Source organism: Pseudacidovorax sp. RU35E (genome assembly GCF_900156165.1).
Classification (GTDB): domain Bacteria; phylum Pseudomonadota; class Gammaproteobacteria; order Burkholderiales; family Burkholderiaceae_C; genus Xenophilus.
The window spans coordinates 41,408-57,508 of record NZ_FTMY01000011.1 but is presented as its reverse complement, the minus strand read 5'-3'; the positions used below and the strand labels follow the sequence as shown (position 1 = coordinate 57,508).

At 68.3% G+C, this 16,101-nt stretch carries 16 protein-coding genes; 2 read left to right on the top strand and 14 right to left on the bottom strand.

Translation table 11 applies throughout. The features are described from left to right. Nucleotides 1–53: 53 nt before the first annotated feature. The 6 genes from rnk to BXA03_RS19290 all read right to left on the bottom strand — a co-directional run bounded on the left by rnk (nucleotide 54) and on the right by BXA03_RS19290 (nucleotide 5,166). Nucleotides 54–500 carry a nucleoside diphosphate kinase regulator gene (gene rnk, locus BXA03_RS19315; protein WP_076510834.1) on the bottom strand — a complete coding sequence of 149 codons (447 nt, stop codon included), beginning with the start codon at nucleotides 498–500 and terminating at the stop codon, nucleotides 54–56. A 222-nt stretch (nucleotides 501–722) separates the two neighbouring features. After that, a complete protein-coding gene (locus BXA03_RS19310) occupies nucleotides 723–1,460 on the bottom strand; it encodes an amino acid ABC transporter ATP-binding protein (RefSeq protein WP_076510833.1) in 738 nt (245 codons plus the stop codon). Between the two features lie 24 nt (nucleotides 1,461–1,484). After that, nucleotides 1,485–2,153, bottom strand: a complete 669-nt coding sequence (locus BXA03_RS19305) for an amino acid ABC transporter permease (protein ID WP_076510832.1) — start codon at nucleotides 2,151–2,153, stop codon at nucleotides 1,485–1,487. A gap of 1 nt (nucleotide 2,154) precedes the next feature. Beyond that, nucleotides 2,155–2,910: an amino acid ABC transporter permease gene (locus BXA03_RS19300; RefSeq protein ID WP_076510950.1), complete on the bottom strand. Its 756-nt coding sequence runs from the start codon at nucleotides 2,908–2,910 to the stop codon at nucleotides 2,155–2,157. 105 nt (nucleotides 2,911–3,015) lie between these two features. Next, nucleotides 3,016–3,912 carry a transporter substrate-binding domain-containing protein gene (locus tag BXA03_RS19295; protein ID WP_076510831.1) on the bottom strand — a complete coding sequence of 299 codons (897 nt, stop codon included), beginning with the start codon at nucleotides 3,910–3,912 and terminating at the stop codon, nucleotides 3,016–3,018. Nucleotides 3,913–4,209: 297 nt separating this feature from the next. Further along, complete coding sequence (locus tag BXA03_RS19290) at nucleotides 4,210–5,166, bottom strand: LysR substrate-binding domain-containing protein (RefSeq protein WP_076510830.1); 957 nt, start codon at nucleotides 5,164–5,166, stop codon at nucleotides 4,210–4,212. Between the two features lie 68 nt (nucleotides 5,167–5,234). Here BXA03_RS19290 and BXA03_RS19285 point away from each other — a divergent pair, with 68 nt between their 5' ends. Continuing rightward, nucleotides 5,235–6,683, top strand: coding sequence for an amidase (locus BXA03_RS19285; protein WP_076510949.1), 1,449 nt, complete (start codon nucleotides 5,235–5,237; stop codon nucleotides 6,681–6,683). Between the two features lie 54 nt (nucleotides 6,684–6,737). Here BXA03_RS19285 and BXA03_RS19280 read toward each other — a convergent pair whose 3' ends face one another. The 3 genes from BXA03_RS19280 to BXA03_RS19270 are packed head-to-tail and all read right to left on the bottom strand — an operon-like array spanning nucleotide 6,738 to nucleotide 11,115. Beyond that, nucleotides 6,738–8,246, bottom strand: coding sequence for a phage tail sheath family protein (locus tag BXA03_RS19280; RefSeq protein ID WP_076510829.1), 1,509 nt, complete (start codon nucleotides 8,244–8,246; stop codon nucleotides 6,738–6,740). Nucleotides 8,247–8,260: 14 nt separating this feature from the next. Further along, nucleotides 8,261–9,199 (bottom strand): 2-hydroxyacid dehydrogenase, encoded by a 939-nt coding sequence (locus BXA03_RS19275; protein WP_076510828.1) that lies wholly within the window; start codon nucleotides 9,197–9,199, stop codon nucleotides 8,261–8,263. Nucleotides 9,200–9,225: 26 nt separating this feature from the next. Further along, the gene (locus BXA03_RS19270) at nucleotides 9,226–11,115 is read right to left on the bottom strand and encodes an ABCB family ABC transporter ATP-binding protein/permease (protein WP_076510827.1); all 1,890 of its coding nucleotides are present in this window, start codon (nucleotides 11,113–11,115) and stop codon (nucleotides 9,226–9,228) included. Nucleotides 11,116–11,192: 77 nt separating this feature from the next. On the opposite strand from BXA03_RS19270, the gene BXA03_RS19265 reads away from it, so the two are divergent. Continuing rightward, nucleotides 11,193–11,615: an acyl-CoA thioesterase gene (locus BXA03_RS19265; RefSeq protein ID WP_076510826.1), complete on the top strand. Its 423-nt coding sequence runs from the start codon at nucleotides 11,193–11,195 to the stop codon at nucleotides 11,613–11,615. Nucleotides 11,616–11,693: 78 nt separating this feature from the next. On the opposite strand, the gene BXA03_RS19260 is transcribed toward BXA03_RS19265, so the two are convergent. The 5 genes from BXA03_RS19260 to BXA03_RS19240 all read right to left on the bottom strand — a co-directional run bounded on the left by BXA03_RS19260 (nucleotide 11,694) and on the right by BXA03_RS19240 (nucleotide 16,089). Beyond that, nucleotides 11,694–12,458, bottom strand: a complete 765-nt coding sequence (locus BXA03_RS19260; RefSeq protein ID WP_076510825.1) for an enoyl-CoA hydratase — start codon at nucleotides 12,456–12,458, stop codon at nucleotides 11,694–11,696. Nucleotides 12,459–12,483: 25 nt separating this feature from the next. Next, entirely contained in the window at nucleotides 12,484–13,086 is a 603-nt protein-coding gene (locus BXA03_RS19255) for a 2-hydroxychromene-2-carboxylate isomerase (RefSeq protein ID WP_076510824.1), read from the bottom strand. Nucleotides 13,087–13,159: 73 nt separating this feature from the next. Next, nucleotides 13,160–13,903 carry an SDR family oxidoreductase gene (locus tag BXA03_RS19250; RefSeq protein ID WP_076510823.1) on the bottom strand — a complete coding sequence of 248 codons (744 nt, stop codon included), beginning with the start codon at nucleotides 13,901–13,903 and terminating at the stop codon, nucleotides 13,160–13,162. Between the two features lie 34 nt (nucleotides 13,904–13,937). Then, entirely contained in the window at nucleotides 13,938–14,768 is an 831-nt protein-coding gene (locus BXA03_RS19245) for an acyl-CoA thioesterase (protein WP_076510822.1), read from the bottom strand. A gap of 121 nt (nucleotides 14,769–14,889) precedes the next feature. Next, entirely contained in the window at nucleotides 14,890–16,089 is a 1,200-nt protein-coding gene (locus BXA03_RS19240; RefSeq protein ID WP_076510821.1) for an acetyl-CoA C-acyltransferase, read from the bottom strand. Between the last annotated feature and the right edge of the window lie 12 nt (nucleotides 16,090–16,101).

The window sequence follows — 16,101 nt, the reverse complement described above, 5'->3', positions numbered from 1 at the left end:
GGTTCATCCTAGGAATGGGCGCTTAGAAGGTTCTTAAGCAGGCGCCGGCCGGGTCAACGCAGCAACTCTCCGCTGGCCTCGGGCTGGAAGGTGATGGCCTCCACCTGCAGCACGGCGGCACGGCCGTCCGGAGCGCACCAGCGCGCCTGCTGACCCGCACGCAGGCCCAGCAGGGCAGTGCCCACCGGCGACAGCACGGAGATGCGGCCCTGGCCCGCATCGGCCTCGTCGGGATAGACCAGCGCGATCTCGCGCGCGTCGCTCACCCCGGACTCGGCCACACGCAGGCGTGAGCGCATCGTCACCACGTCCGGCGCCACCTGCGCAGAGGGCACCAGCTCGGCGCTGTCGAGTACATCCTGCAGGGCGTCGGCCGCCGCGGATGGGGCCTGCAGCCACTTGCCGAGACGCACATGGTCGAGCTCGGTCAACACACGCACCTGCGCCGCGTGGGCGGACGAGGACGTGGTCGGGGAAGAAGAGGAAGAAGGAAAAGACATCGCACGACTCCTGAAAAAACAATCGCCGGGTCAGAGCCCGGCGATGCGATTGGCGAGGAGGACGGATGCGTGCTCGCCGGGCTCAGGAGGGTGCGGCCAGGCACTGGCCACGCAGGCGCCGCTGGACGCCCGCGCTCTGGCACGCCCGCAAGGCGGGACGGCGCTGAGCGAACGGACTGGAGCGGAACATGCAGGGCCGGTCGTTGTGATCGCAGCCTGGGCTCAGTGCTGCAGGATCTTGTTGAGGAAGTCCTTGGTGCGCGGCTGGCGGTTCTCCGGATGGCCGAAGAACTCTTCCTTGGAGCAGTCTTCCAAGATGCGTCCGCCCACGTCGATGAAGATCACGCGGCTGGCCACCTTGCGCGCGAAGCCCATCTCATGGGTCACGCACATCATGGTCATGCCTTCCTTGGCCAGGCTCACCATCACGTCGAGCACCTCGCCGACCATCTCGGGGTCGAGCGCCGAGGTGGGTTCGTCGAAGAGCATGACGATCGGGTCCATCGACAGCGCGCGCGCGATGGCCACGCGCTGCTGCTGACCACCCGAGAGCTGGCCGGGGAATTTGTCCTTGTGCGCCATCAGGCCCACGCGGTCCAGCATCTTCAGGCCACGGGCCTTGGCCTCGTCGAGGCTGCGGCCCAGCACCTTGACCTGCGCGATGGTGAGGTTCTCGGTCACCGACAGGTGCGGGAACAGCTCGAAGTGCTGGAACACCATGCCCACCTTGGAGCGCAGCTTGGGCAGGTTGGTCTTGGGGTCGTTGACCCTGACGCCGTTGACGACGATCTCGCCCTTCTGGATCGGCTCCAGCGCGTTCACCGTCTTGATCAGCGTGGACTTGCCCGAACCCGAGGGGCCGCACACCACCACCACATCACCCTTGTCGATGCTCACCGAGCAGTCGTGCAGCACCTGGACGGGGCCGTACCACTTCGAGACGTTCTTGATTTCGATCATTTTTTCAGCCATGGCTGGACCCCTTCATCGGATGATGGCGATTTTCTTGTGCAGTCGCTTGACCATGTAGGACAGCGAATAGCAGAGGACGAAATAGACGACGGCGGCCAGGAGGTAGGCCTCTTCGGGGCGGCCGAAGTTCTTGCCTGCCGTCTCGAAGCCCTTGAGCAGGTCGTAGGCACCGATGGCATACACCAGCGAGGTGTCCTGGAACAGGATGATGGTCTGCGTGAGCAGCACCGGCAGCATGTTGCGGAAGGCCTGCGGCAGGATCACCAGTGTCATGTTCTGCTTGTAGGTCATGCCCACCGCCATGCCCGCGAACACCTGGCCGCGCGGGATCGACTGGATGCCGGCGCGCATGATCTCCGAGAAGTAGGCGGCCTCGAAGCAGATGAAGGTGACGATGGCCGAGGTCTCGGCACCGATGGGCCGGCCGATGACGAACGGCACCAGCAGGAAGAAGCCCAGGATCACCATCACCAGCGGCACCGAACGCATGCCGTTGACGTACACCGCCGCCGGGAAGTCCAGCCACTTCTTGCCCGACAGCCGCATGAGCGCCAGCAGCGTGCCGAAGAAGATGCCGCCCAGCGTGGCCACCACGGTGAGCATCACGCTGAAGTACAGGCCCTTCAGCACATAGGTGCTGATGAGGCTCCAGCTGTAGAAGGAAAAGTCGAGGCCCAGCATGTCAGTGGCCTCCCGTTCCGCCCGAGGCCACGAAGCCCGGCACGCGGATCCTGCGCTCGATGAAAGTCATGATGCGGTTGATCAGCATGGCGCTGATGACATAGAGGATGACGACCCCGACGTAGATCGGGATCTGGGCCGAGGTCTCCTCGCCCGCCTGCAGGTAGAACTGCGTGAGCTCGGGGATCGACACCGCGAAGGCGACGGAGGAGTTCTTGAAGATGTTCATCGACTCGCTGGTCAGCGGCGGCATGATGATCCGGTAGGCCATCGGCAGCAGCACGAAGCGGTAGTACTGGAAGGTGGTGAAGCCCACCGCCATGCCCGCATAGCGCTGGCCGCGCGGCAGCGCCTGGATGCCCGAACGCAGCTGCTCGGCAATCCGCGCCGACGTGAAGAAACCGAGTGCGCACACCACCAGCACCAGCGGCGGCAGGTCGCGCATCGCCGGAATCATCTTGGGCAGCACGAAGTACCAGATGAACACCTGCACCAGCAGCGGGATGTTGCGGAACAGCTCCACCCACGCATTGCCGAAGCGCACCAGCCAGGGACTGTCCGGCAGGGTACGCAAGGTGCCGATGATCGAACCGACCACCAGCGCCAGCAGCAGGGCCGCGAGCGCCACGCTCACGGTCCAGCCCCAGGCATTGAGCATCCACTGCAGATAGGTCTGATCGCGCCCGTGTGCAAAACAGCCGGCGACCGCCTCATTGGTCAGCGTGTCCTGGCAGAAAACCGACATATCCAGGCTCAGCATCCATCCTCCTCTTCCGCGGGTCAGGCCCCACGCTCATTCCATCGAAAAGCCCGCGTCGGCAGGCGCGCCGCGCGGGCTTGGCTATCGAGGTCGACTGCGACCTTACTTGTTGGCGTAGGCCTCCATCGGCTTGTCGTTCGGATGGGCCCAGGCGTCCTTGGTGCTTTCGGAAGCGGGCATGTTCAGGTTGACGTTGTTCGGCGGGATCGGCTGCATGAACCACTTGTCGTACAGCTTGGCCAGCGAGCCATCCTTGATCTGGCGAACGATGCTGTCGTCGACAGCCTTCTTCAGCTTGGCGTCGCCCTTGGGCAGCATGCAGGCGATCGGCTCGACGGACAGCACTTCACCGACGAGCTTGAAGTCCTTCGGGCTCTTCGACTTGGCGGCGTTGGCAGCCAGGATGGAGCCGTCCATCACGAAGGCGTCGGCGCGGCCCGATTCGAGCAGCAGGAAGCTGTCTGCGTGGTCCTTGCCCATGACTTCCTTGAAGTCGATGCCCTCGGCGCGCTTGTTCTTGCGCAGCGTCTGAACCGAGGTGGTGCCCGTGGTCGTGGCGACGGTCTTGCCCTTCAGATCGGCGATGCCGTTGATGCCGGAGTTGGCCTTGGTGAGGATGCGGACTTCCTCCACGTAGGTCGTGTAGGCGAAGTCGACGTCCTTCTGGCGCGCGGTGTTGTTGGTGGTGGAGCCGCACTCGAAGTCGATGGTGCCGTTCTGCACCAGGGGCACGCGGTTCTGCGAGGTGATGACCTGGTAGTTGATGGTCAGGGGCTTGCCCAGGTCCTTGCCGATGTCCTTGATGATGTTCTCGGCCATTTCGGTGTGGAAGCCGACGTACTTGCCGCCGCCGAGCGTGAAGGCCAGGCCGGACGAATCGCGCACGCCGAGGTTGACCGCACCGCGCTCCTTGATCTTTGCCAGGGTGTCGGTGGCCTGCGCGAACGCTGCGCTGGTGGCGAGTGCCGCGATGGCGATGAGCGTGAGTTGCTTCTTCATGAATGTTCCTTGGGAGGGGTCGGGGACGGGCGAAATTCTAGACACACACCTTTTTCGGGATAACCCGAACCAAGAGGGTGCAGAACCCACCAACATTGGGCATTAAAACAGCGCGCTGCGCACCACAAAGTGAGGCGTGCGCCCTCTGTGTCAGGGCTTTGCAAGGGTTAGCAGTCTGCATGCCAAAGCTGTGGCAGGTCCATGTGCATCCGGGATGGGGGCATGCACACACGGCATCGCCGATGCACGAGGGGCACGGCGCGGGGCGAACGAAGTGCGTGCAAGGCAGTGAACCGATCAGTCCGCTGCCGGCTGCGCGCTGGTGAGGTAGGCCCACAGCAGGTCGGCCGCGCGCTTGGGGGTGGAGCCGCCATCTCCGCCACGGGCCGGAGCGGCCGGGCGCTCGCGGTAGGCACGGATCTCCATCGTGGCCTCCAGCGGCGCCATGTCGGGCCCATTGGCGCTGACCAGCTTGCGCCCCCGCACCTCGTTGCGCACGGCACTCTGCGGCAGGAAGGCGATGCCATGGCCTTCGAGGGCCATGACCTTCAGGCCCTCGGCCATGTCGGTCTCGTAGACGCGGTCCAGGTGGATGGGCACGGACGAGGTCTTCAGCAACTGGTCGACCACACCGCCCAGGTAGGCCCCCGGCGCATAGCCGAGGTAGGGCAGCGGCCAGCCGGGCTGGCCGGGCAGGCGGTGGCGCGGCTGGCCCTCGGCGTCGGGGCGGACCCAGGGCGCGACCACCTCCTCGCCCAGGCGGACCATCTCGTAGCGGTGGGTGTCCAGTTGCAGCGGCTGCGAGGGATGCTGGTAGGCGATCAGGAGGTCGCAGTTGCCTTCCACCAGCCGCATCATGGCGTCGTGCACGTTCTGGGCGATCAGCCGGCTTTTGAGCGGGCCGAACTCCTGGCGCAGCCGCGTGACCCAGCTCGGGAAGAAGGTGAAGGCCAGCGTGTGCGGCACGGCGAACTCGATCACGTCCTGCGCCACGGCCGAATGGCCACGCAGCATGGCCCGGGTGCTCTGCAGCGACTGCAGGATCTCCAGCGCCTGGGTGTAGAGGGTCTGGCCGGCGGCGGTGAGCCGCGTGGGATAGCTGCTGCGGTCCACCAGGTCGGTGCCGGCCCAGCTCTCCAGGGCCTGGATGCGGCGCGAGAAGGCCGGCTGGGTCACATGCCGCAACTGGGCCGAACGGCTGAAGCTGCGGGTTTCGGCGAGGCTCACGAAGTCCTCCAGCCATTTGGTTTCCATGGCGCGCGATTATGGTCCTGGGTACGCTGCGGCCCTGGCCTCCCTTTCCCGCCCATCGTCCACCGCCCATGACCTCTGCCGACCTGCTTGCCCTCGACGCCACCACCCTCTCGCGACGCATCGGCGAGCGCAGCCTCTCGTGCCGCGAACTGATGCAGGCCACGCTGGCGCGCATCGACGCGCTCAACCCGCGCTTCAATGCCCTGGTCTCGCTGCGCGATGCCGACACGCTGCTGGCCGAGGCCGATGCACGCGATGCCCAGCTCGCGCGCGGCGAGCGCCTGGGCTGGATGCACGGCTTTCCGCTGGCGGTGAAGGACCTGAGCCACGCCGCCGGCCTGCCCACCTCCATGGGCTCGCCGCTGGCACCGAAAAGCCCGGCGCGCCATGACAGCCTGCACGTGGCCCGGGCCCGGGCCGCCGGCGCCATCGTCATCGGCAAGAGCAACACGCCCGAGTTCGGCCTGGGCTCGCACACCTACAACACCGTCTTCGGCACCACCCGCAATGCCTGGGACGACCGCAAGTCGGCCGGGGGCAGCAGCGGCGGCGCAGCGGTGGCATTGGCCCTGGGCATGCTGCCGGTGGCCGACGGCAGCGACATGATGGGTTCGCTGCGCAACCCCGCGGCCTTCAACAACGTCATCGGCTTCCGGCCTTCGCGCGGGCGCGTGCCGGGCTCGCCGGACGAGGACCTGTTCTTCCAGCAGCTGGGAACCGAGGGCCCCATGGCCCGCACGGTGGAGGACGCTGCGCGCATGCTGTGCGTGCAGGCCGGCGTCGACGCGCGCGTGCCGCTCTCGCTGCCGCAGGCGCTGCCCGATGCCGATGCGCTCGACCTGCGCACCGAAGTGAAGGGTCGGCGCATCGGCTGGCTGGGCAGCCTCTGGCCCGACCTGCCGGTGGACCCGACGGTGATGGCCACCTGCGAGCAGGCGCTGGACGTCTTCCGCACGCTGGGCTGCGAGCTCGAAGCCTGCCAGCTCGACGTGCCGCGCGAGCAGAACTGGCAGGCCTGGCTGCGGCTGCGCCAGCTGCTGGTGGGCGGCAAGCTGGGCGCGCTGGCGGCCGATCCGCGCAACCATGCGCGCATCAAGCCCGAGGCGCTGTGGGAAATCGAACAGGCCCGCCACCTCGATGCCGCCTCGCTCTACCAGGCCTCGATCTGGCGCTCGAACGTCTACCGCGCCTTCGTGCGGCTCTTCGAGCGCTTCGATGCCGTGGTGGCGCCGACGGCGCAGGTCTTTCCCTTCGACGCCGACCTGCACTGGCCCGACGAGGTGGCGGGTGTGAAAAGCCAGACCTACCACCACTGGATGGAGATCGTCACGCCCTTCACGCTGGCCGGGCTGCCCACGCTCAATGTGCGCGCAGGCTTCGGTCCGCACGGCCTGCCGATGGGCCTGCAGCTGGCGGGCCCGGCCAATGCGGACCTGGCCGTCCTGCAGCTGGGCCATGCCTTCGACCAGGCCTGCCCGTGGTCGGCGATGCGCCCCCCAGTGCTCGAATCGATCTGATCGCCGGCATGGGTCTGCCGCCGCCGCCGCCACCGAGACGCCGCCGCCGCGAGGTCAGGACTTCTGCATCTGCTGGTGAAAGGTGATCTCGATGAATTCGGCCGGCCGGGTGGGCGCAACAAGAACCGTGATGCGCATGATCCCTTCGAGGATGTCCTCGGGCGTCATCGTCTGCCCCACTCCCACATGCACGCTGAATGCGTCCTCGGCCGTGGCGCCGGCCAGGCCACCGCGCTTCCACACGCTGGCAAGGTACTGGGTGAGCATGGCTCGGGCGGTCGTCCAGGTGGCCGCCGTGTTGGGCTCGAACACCAGTGCCTTGCAGGCAAGCCTGAAGCTCTCCTCGATCATGATCAGCGTGCGCCGCACGTTGACGTAGCGCCAGTCGGCGCTGTTGCCGTCGAGGGTGCGTGCGCCCCAGACCAGCACGTCCTCGCCCGTGAAACTGCGGATGGCATTGACGCTCTTGCCCTGGGTGCCGACGTTGAGGTCCTCCTGCTCGTCCTGCGAGAGGGCCACCGCCGGTTCGGTCACCTCGTTGACAGCGATGTTCGCCGGCGCCTTCCACACCCCGCGCGTGCTGTCGACCAGGGTGTACAGGCCGGCCATTGCCGCCGAGGGCGGCATCAGGTTCATCAGCCGCAGCGCCTGGTCGCGCAGCCGGACGTAGAACGCGCTCTTGGCCAGCAGCGCCTCGTCGACCGGGCACGTATCCCGCGCCAGCTCATTGGCAATGAGCGCAGACAGATCGATGTCGCTCTGCACCATCGTGCGACGGAACTCGCCGGACTCCAGCACCGTTGTGTGCAGCCACGGGTAATAGGCCGCACCGTACTGGAGACACTGGTGGGTCCCGATGGCGTCGCGAAAGCCCGCGATGCAGTCGCCGGCCGGATGCTGCCGGCCCAGGTCACCTGCCCACACATCCAGGATGGCGAAGCGATTGCGCATCACATCGCCACAGTGCCTGAGCATCGCTGTCTGGACCGCGGCGCAGTCGTCCCGGGACAGCAGGACCGCGTCAGGCACCACGACCAGGGTCGGCTCCTGCTCCTTTTCCAACGCTGTCAGCCCGGCGAGCAGGCCTTGGACATCGTCGCCGGCCTCGATCTCCGGCGCGTTCGCCGCATCGCCGTACAGGCCCACGCTTACGACGTAGCACGGCCCTCCACCGTTGGCGAAAAAGAGGCGCATGGCCTGGTGCAGCAGATAGCGGTTGCCCGCACGGCCCGGCTCCCGCATGAGGCGGTAGTGCCGGCCCTGGTGCTCGAACTCGCTGACCTGGGTGCGCGGCCTGCGCATGTCCTCGGTCGGTGGCGGGTCGGCGACCAGATCGTCCACGACCTGCAGCTGGAAGCGCGGCTGCGGCGGCCCCCCGAACGAGGCCTCGAATTCGGCCAAGCTCGTGATTCGCCAGGGCTTGCCCTGCAGATCGCGGCCGGCGTGGTCTGCCTTCGCGGTGTAGCCGATGAATGCCGGCACGGCGGTGGCGACCTCCACGACCGCATTCGGAAAGGCGTTCTTCTCGACGATGTACACGCCGGGCGTCTTCATCACGGCCATCTGCGCCTCCTGAATCAGATCGGCGACACCACCCCGCGCCCTGCGAAGTGGCCTTCGGCATTGGCCATGAAGCGGTCCACGCTGCATTGCACGGCCTCGGGCGACCAGCCCGCCATGTGGGGCGAGAGGACGATGTTGGCAAGGCCCACCAGCGGCTCGGGCCGCTGGGGTTCGCTCTCGTACACGTCGAGCGCGGCACCGGCGATGGTCTCGCTGCGCAGGGCCTCGGCCAGCGCTTCGGTATCGACCAGGCTGCCGCGGCCCACGTTGACCAGGTAGCCCTGCGGGCCCAGCGCCTGCAGCACCTGCGCATTCACCTTGTGCCGCGTGGCCGCGCCGCCGGGCGCGGCGCACACCAGCACGTCGCACCAGCGCGCGAGCTCGACCAGATCGTCGAAGTAGCGGTGAGGCGAGCCTTCGACCGGCTTGCGGTTGTGGTAGCCCACCGGCATGTCGAAGCCGGCCGCGCGGCGCGCCAGCTTGGCACCGATGGCACCCATCCCGAAGATGCCCAGGCGCCGGCCTTCGAGCTGCGGGGGCATGGTCAGCACGTCACGCCACACGCCCTCGCGGCACAGCCGGTCGCGCTCGGGAATGCGGCGCACGATGGCCAGGATCAGGCCGAAGGCATGGTCGGCGACCGTGCTGTCGTTGGTGCCCGCGCCATTGGCCGTGACGATGCCGCGCGCACGCAGCGCGTCCATGGGCAGTCCCTCGTAGCCCACGCCCATGCAGCACACCAGCTCAAGCGCCGGCATGGCCGCGATCTCGTCGGGCGTGAGGCCTACGGTGCCGATGGTGAGCACGGCGCGGAAGTCGCGGCCCCGGCTGGCGATGGCCGCCGCACGTTCGGCCGGCGTGGGCGCATAGACGAGGTCATAGACGGCGCCGATCTGCTGCTGGTGTTCGGGGGTCTGCTGGTTGAGGACGAGAAGGGGAATCTTGGCGGACATGGAAACGATCGGAAGCAAGAAGCGGATCAGGCCGGCTGCGCGGTGCCGTCGGGCAAAGCGGCCACAGCCACGGGAGCGGCCTCCGGCGGCCGCTCGTTCTGCTGCAGCGACCACATGCGGGCATACACGCCACCGCGCGCCAGCAGTTCGCCGTGGGTGCCACGCTCGACCACCTGGCCGGCGTCGAGCACCAGGATCTCGTGCGCGTCCACCACCGTCGAGAGCCGGTGCGCGATCACCAGCGTGGTCTTGCCGCGCGCGGCGGTGGCCAGCTCGGCCTGGATGGCGCGCTCGTTGGCGGAGTCGAGCGCCGACGTGGCCTCGTCGAAGATCAGGATGGGCGGGTTCTTGAGCAGCGTGCGGGCGATGGCCACGCGCTGCTTCTCTCCGCCCGAGAGCTTGAGGCCGCGCTCGCCCACGGTGGTCTCGTATCCCTTGGGCGTGGCGGCGATGAAGGTGTGGATGCGCGCCGCGCGGGCCGCGGCCTCCACCTCGTCCTGGCTGGCGTCGGGCCGGCCGTAGGCGATGTTGTAGCCGATGGTGTCGTTGAAGAGCACCGTGTCCTGCGGCACGATGCCGATGGCCGCGCGCAGGCTGTGCTGGGTCACCTCCCGGATGTCCTGCCCGCCGATGCGGATGGCGCCGCCGCCGGTGCCGGCCGAGGCCGGATCGACGTCGTAGAAGCGGTACAGCAGCCGCGCCAGCGTGGACTTGCCCGCCCCCGACGGGCCGACCACGGCCACCGTTTTGCCGGCCGGGATGGTGAAGCTCAGGCCGCGCAGGATGGGCCGCGCGGGCTCGTAGGCGAAGTGCACGTCGTCGAACTGCACATCGCCCTCGGGATGGCGCAGCGGCCGGGCGCCTGGGGCATCGGCCACCTCGCGCTCGCGCTCCAGCAGGGCGAACATCTTCTCCAGGTCCACCAGGCTCTGCTTGATCTCGCGGTAGAGCACGCCGAGGAAGTTGAGCGGGATGTACAGCTGGATCATGAAGGCATTGACCATGACCAGGTCGCCCAGCGTCATGCGCCCGTCGACCACGCCCTGCGTGGCACGCCAAAGCATGGCCACCAGGCTGAGCGCGATCAGCATCTGCTGGCCGGTGTTGAGCAGCGACAGCGTGGTCTGGCTGCGCACGGCGGCGCGGCGGTAGCGCTCCAGTTGCTCGTCATAGCGGCGCGCCTCGAAGCCCTCGTTGTTGAAGTACTTGACCGTCTCGTAGTTCAGCAGCGAATCCACGGCCCGGCTCTGCGCCTTGGCGCCCAGCTCGTTCATGCTGCGGCGGAACTGCGTGCGCCACTCGGTCACCCACACGGTGAAGCCGATGTACACCACCAACGCGGATCCCGTGATGGCGACGAACCACCAGTCGAAGCGCACGCCCAGGATGCCGAGCACCAGCACCAGCTCGATCAGCGTGGGCACGATGCTGTAGAGCGAATAGGAGATGAGCGAATGCACCGCCTGGCTGCCGCGCTCGATGTCGCGCGTCATGCCGCCGGTCTGGCGCTCCAGGTGGAAGCGCAGCGACAGCCCGTGCAGATGGCGGAACACCTCCAGCGAGATGCGCCGCGCCGCGCCCTCGGTGGCGCGGGCGAACACCAGTTCACGCAGCTCGGTGAAGAGCGAGGTGGAAAAGCGCAGCAGCCCGTAGCCCACCAGCAGCGCCGCCGGCACCACCAGCAGCGCACGCGGGTCGCCAGGCTGCAGGGTCATCGCATCGACCAGGTGCTTGAGCAGCACCGGCACGCTCACGTTGGCCAGCTTGGCGCCGACCATGAACAGCAGCGCCGCGAGCACGCGCCATTTGTAGGCCCACAGGTAGGGGAACAGTCGCTTCAGCGTGGCGGCATCGCTGCGTGCGGGCGCAGGCGCGCCCAGCTCGGCGGCGGGCGGCAGGGAGTGGGCAGGTCTCATGGGGGTTTGTGTCGCGACAGGTCGGCGGCCATGTCGCATGCGGGACAATCCGCGGCGTTGTTTTCCCGGATTGTCCAATGACCGCCCCGACCGTCGCCCCTGCCGTCCTCAAAAGCCTGCCCGCCGATATGGAGCTCGTGCTCAAGGTGATCCCGATGCCGGCCGACACCAATGGCAACGGCGACATCTTCGGCGGCTGGGTCATGGCCCAGGTCGACCTGGCCGGCTCGGTGATTCCGGCCCGTTATGCGCAGGGGCGCATGGCCACGGTGGCGGTCAACGAATTCATCTTCAAGCAGCCGGTGCGTGTGGGCGACCTGCTGTCCTTCTATGCCGCCGTGACCCGCGTGGGACGCACCTCGGTCACGGTGAAGGTCGAGGTCTTCGCCGAGCGCATCCGCCAGCAGGGCGAGTACGTGAAGGTGACCGAGGCCTCCCTCACCTACGTGGCCATCGACGAGAACGGCCGGCCGCGGCCGGTGGTCACGCCCAAGGGCTGAGGGCCGTCGATCCCGGCCCGCCCGGCCAAGGACGCGCGCGCTCTGCGCACCCCGCGCCGCCGGCCGGGAGGCGCGGCCTCAGACCTTGCTGAAGTCCGGTCGGCGCTTTTCCATGAAGGCCGTGAAGGCCTCGCGCGCTGCGGGCTCGCGCAGCATGCGGCCGAAGCTCGCGCCCTCCTCGTCCATGCGCTCGACCACGGCGGCGGACTGCGTCTTCTTGAGCAGGCGCTTGGTCTCGATCAGCGCCGACAGCGGCTTGGCGGCCAGCTTGCGGGCCTGTTGCTGCGCATAGGCATTGCATTCGGTGGGCGGCAGCACGCGGTTGACCAGGCCCACTTCGAGCGCGGCCTCGGCCATGAAGGGCTCGCCCAGCAGCAGTGCCTCGGCCGCGCGGTGGTAGCCGAACATCTGCGGCACCAGCAGGCTCGATGCCGCCTCGGGGCACAGGCCCAGGTTGACGAAGGGCATCGAGAAAGCGGCGTTGTCGCCGGCATAGACCAGGTCGCAGTGGAAGAGCAGCGTGGTGCCGATGCCCACCGCCGGGCCGCACACGGCCGCGACCACCGGCTTGGGAAAGGCCGCGATGCCGCGCAGGAAGCGGAACACCGGCGACTCCTGGTTCGACGGCGGCTTGTTGAGAAAGTCGCCGATGTCGTTGCCGGCCGAGAAGATGGTGGCGTCGCCCTGGATCAGCACGCAGCGCACCGCCGCGTCGTCGCGCGCGGCGTCGAGCGCATCGGCCAGCTCGGCGTACATGCTGCTGGTGATGGAGTTCTTCTTGTCGACGCGGTTGAAGGTCAGGGTGGTCACACCCGCTTCGGTGTGGACGAGGATGTCGCTCATGGTGTTGGTGAGGTGAAGAGAAAAATCAACGGGGGATGAGGGCGTCGCGCACGAAGTCCAGCCGGTCCTGGCCCCAGAACATCTGGTCGCCGACGAACATCGTCGGCGCACCGAACACGCCGCGCTCGACGGCCTCCTGCGTGGTGGCCTTGAGCTGGTCCTTGACGTCCTGGCGGCCCAGCAGCGTCATGAACTCGGCGGCATTGAAGCCGGCGGCGGTGAGCACCGCCGTCAGCTCGGCCGCATCGCCCAGGTTGCGCGGCTGCGCCCACATGGCCTCGAACACGGCCTGCGCATAGCCCTGGAAGCGCTCGGGCCGGTGCATCTGCATCGCCGTGGCGCCGCGCATCAGCGTCAGCGTGTTGATGGGGAAGTGCGGATTGTGTTCAAAGGGCACGCCAGCGCGGCGGGCGAAGCGCTGCAGGTCCTCGCGCATGTAGCGGCCCTTGGCCGGGACCTCGGCCGGCGAGCGGTTGCCCGTGGCCTGGAACACGCCGCCCAGCAGCATGGGCCGCCACACCAGCTCGGCACCGGTGTCGGCGCACACGTGGGGCAGCTGCATCCAGGCGAGGTAGGCAGCGGGGCTGCCGAAGTCGAAGAAGCATTCGACGCGGGCGGGAGCGGTCATGGGAAGTCTCCAGTCGTTCTCGTGGGAAGGCCGCAATGATGCCGGTCCGGCCCGGATGCTGCGCGCGGTGCGTTCAGAAATTCTCGATCCAGGGCCGCAGGTCCAGCTCGTGGGTCCAGGCATCGCGCGGCTGGCGGTGCAGCATGACGTAGGCCGCGGCGATGTGATCGGGATTCAGGATGCCGTCCTCCGCCTTGCGCGCATAGCGTTCGGGAAAGTTGCTGCGGATGAATTCGGTGTCGATGGCGCCATCGATGATGGTGTGGGCCACATGGATGCCCTGCGGTCCCAGCTCGCGCGCCATGCTCTGGGCCAGCGCGCGCAACGCCATCTTGGCGCCCGAGAAGGCCGCGAAGTTGGCGCCGCCGCGCAGCGAAGCCGTGGCGCCGGTGAACAGGATGGTGCCGCGCTGCCCGCCCGCCGGCAGCGGCCGGGCCACCATGCGCCTGGCCACTTCGCGGGCGTTGAGGAAGCCGGAGAAGCAGGCCATCTCCCAGACCTTGAAGTACTTGCGCGCCGTCTCGGTGAGGATGCTCTCGGGCACGTTGGCGCCGATGTTGAACACCATCACCTCGATGGGGCCGACGGTCGATTCGATCTGCTCGACCAGGGCGACGACCTCCTCTTCCTTGCGCGCATCGCTGCCAAAGGCATGGGCCGTGCCGCCGTCGGCCTGGATCTGCGCCACCAGCGGCGCCAGCTTGTCGGCACTGCGGCGGGTGACGCAGGCGGCATAGCCTTCGCGTGCGAAGGCACGGGCGATGGCGCCGCCGGTGGCGTCACCGGCACCGACGATCAGGGCGGCGGGTTGGGGCATGGGGGCTCCTGGCGACAAAAGAACGCGCGGCGCGCTATTCCTTGTAGTAGACGATCTGATGGCTGGTCGCGAGCAGCAGCCCGGCCTCGCTCCAGAGCTGCGCGGTCTGGTCGAAGAAGCCGTTGCGGAACTGCTGGCCCGTGGCGCGCCCGAGCAGGTGGCCGTGGCCCACCTGCGCCAGCTCGGCCGCACTGGCGTGGAAATAGGTGGTGATGGACACCGTGCCCGCCGGCACCGGCCGCGCGCGCCGCAGCCACGCGCGCGGGTAGAACACATCGCTCATCGCCGCCAGCGCCGGAAAGTCCAGCGTGCGCGGCACTGCGTCGCGCACCCACATCAGCGTCTCGCTGTGGTCGCCGGCATCGTTCCACTCGCGCGGAATGCCGCCGCTGATGGGCCGCATGTCGTACTGGCCGATCCAGGCCACGCCCTTGGGGCCGGTGCCCATGCCTGCCACATCTGCCGGCGCCGGCGCCTTCGGCATGGCGACGTCGGTGGTGCTCCAGGTCTGGCGCCGCAGCGCGGTGACGACGGTGGCGGTGGTGTTGAGCTGCAGCCTGCCGTCCTCGCCGGCCTGGCTGAGCGTGAGCGTCCAATGCTGCGTGGAGCGGTTGGTGCGCACCGGCAGCGCTTGCACCTGCAACGCGCCTTCGGTCACGGCCGCCGCATAGTTGACCGTGAGTGCGATCGGCTCGCCGAGCCGCTCCGGATGCTGCATCACGGCCTGCAGCAGCAGCGCCGCCGTCGTGCCGCCGAAGGGCCCGACCATGTTCCAGTAGTCGGGGCTCGTGGCCCCGGTGAAGAGCCCGGACTGGATGTCGCTGTGCGACAGCGCAAGGGCACGATCGAGCGGGTGGTCGTTCATGGCGGCAGTGTGCATAAAGCGACTTGGCGCGCGAGTCGTGTGCGGGACGCGCGGGCCTCCGTAGGAACCCGCAGCTTGGGGCGCCCAGCCGGCCTGGGCACCCGCCGGCTGCGGTGCCGATTCAGACGCGTTCGAAGATGCCCGCGGCGCCCTGCCCCATGCCCACGCACATGGTCACCATGCCGTACTTGAGCTGCTTGCGGCGCAGCGCATGCACGACCGTGGCCGCGCGGATGGCGCCAGTCGCGCCCAGCGGATGGCCCAGGGCGATGGCGCCTCCCATCGGATTGACCTTGGCCGCATCCAGGCCCAGCGTGTTGATCACGGCCAGCGACTGGGCCGCGAAGGCCTCGTTCAGCTCGAACCAGTCGATGTCGTCCTGCTTCAGGCCCGCATAGCGCAGCGCGGCCGGAATGGCCTCGATGGGTCCGATGCCCATGATGGCCGGCGGCACGCCCTTGCTGGCGAAGCTGACGAAGCGCGCCAGCGGCTGCAGGTCGTACTTCTGGCAGGCGGCTTCGCTGGCCAGGATCAGCGCGCCGGCGCCGTCGGAGGTCTGCGAGCTGTTGCCGGCCGTGACCGACCCGCGGGCGGCGAACACGGTGCGCAGCTTGGCCAGGCCTTCGAGGCTGGTGTCGGGGCGCGGGCCCTCGTCCAGACTGACGGTGCGAGTCCTGGCGGTGGTCTCGCCGGTGGCGGCGTCGAAGCCGCGGTCGGTCACCTCGATGGGCGTGATCTCGTCGGCGAACTCGCCCGCCTGCTGGGCGGCGACGGCGCGGCGGTGCGATTCGAGGGCGAAGGCGTCCTGCGCCTCGCGGCTCACCTTCCACTGCTGCGCCACCTTCTCGGCCGTCAGCCCCATGCCATAGGCGATGCCCACATCACCGTCGCGCTCGAAGATGGACGGCGACAGCGAGGGCGCGTTGCCCATCATCGGCACCATGCTCATGCTCTCGACGCCCGCAGCGATCATGACCTCGGCTTCGCCCACGCGGATGCGGTCGGCCGCCATCTGCACGGCCGACAGGCCCGAGGCGCAGAAGCGGTTGACGGTGATGCCGCCCACACTGGTGGGCAGGCCCGCCAGCACGGCGCCGATGCGCGCCACGTTCAGGCCCTGCTGGGCCTCCGGAATGGCGCAGCCGCAGACGATGTCCTCGATAGTCTGCGGATCGAGGCGCGGCACCTGCGCCAGCGCCGCCTTCAGCGTGGTGGCCAGCAGGTCGTCCGGCCGGGTGTTGCGGAAGAAGCCGCGGTGCGACTTGCCGATGGGGGTGCGCGTGGCGGCGACGATGTAGGCGTCTTGAACTTGCTTGCTCATGGTCGTGGTCTC

Coding starts and splice junctions, on each gene's coding strand:
- rnk (WP_076510834.1), bottom strand. CDS start 500: ATGTCTTTTCCTTCTTCCTCTTCTTCCCCGACCACGTCCTCGTCCGCC.
- BXA03_RS19310 (WP_076510833.1), bottom strand. CDS start 1,460: ATGATCGAAATCAAGAACGTCTCGAAGTGGTACGGCCCCGTCCAGGTG.
- BXA03_RS19305 (WP_076510832.1), bottom strand. CDS start 2,153: ATGCTGGGCCTCGACTTTTCCTTCTACAGCTGGAGCCTCATCAGCACC.
- BXA03_RS19295 (WP_076510831.1), bottom strand. CDS start 3,912: ATGAAGAAGCAACTCACGCTCATCGCCATCGCGGCACTCGCCACCAGC.
- BXA03_RS19290 (WP_076510830.1), bottom strand. CDS start 5,166: ATGGAAACCAAATGGCTGGAGGACTTCGTGAGCCTCGCCGAAACCCGC.
- BXA03_RS19285 (WP_076510949.1), top strand. CDS start 5,235: ATGACCTCTGCCGACCTGCTTGCCCTCGACGCCACCACCCTCTCGCGA.
- BXA03_RS19280 (WP_076510829.1), bottom strand. CDS start 8,246: ATGGCCGTGATGAAGACGCCCGGCGTGTACATCGTCGAGAAGAACGCC.
- BXA03_RS19275 (WP_076510828.1), bottom strand. CDS start 9,199: ATGTCCGCCAAGATTCCCCTTCTCGTCCTCAACCAGCAGACCCCCGAA.
- BXA03_RS19270 (WP_076510827.1), bottom strand. CDS start 11,115: ATGAGACCTGCCCACTCCCTGCCGCCCGCCGCCGAGCTGGGCGCGCCT.
- BXA03_RS19265 (WP_076510826.1), top strand. CDS start 11,193: ATGACCGCCCCGACCGTCGCCCCTGCCGTCCTCAAAAGCCTGCCCGCC.
- BXA03_RS19260 (WP_076510825.1), bottom strand. CDS start 12,458: ATGAGCGACATCCTCGTCCACACCGAAGCGGGTGTGACCACCCTGACC.
- BXA03_RS19255 (WP_076510824.1), bottom strand. CDS start 13,086: ATGACCGCTCCCGCCCGCGTCGAATGCTTCTTCGACTTCGGCAGCCCC.
- BXA03_RS19250 (WP_076510823.1), bottom strand. CDS start 13,903: ATGCCCCAACCCGCCGCCCTGATCGTCGGTGCCGGTGACGCCACCGGC.
- BXA03_RS19245 (WP_076510822.1), bottom strand. CDS start 14,768: ATGAACGACCACCCGCTCGATCGTGCCCTTGCGCTGTCGCACAGCGAC.
- BXA03_RS19240 (WP_076510821.1), bottom strand. CDS start 16,089: ATGAGCAAGCAAGTTCAAGACGCCTACATCGTCGCCGCCACGCGCACC.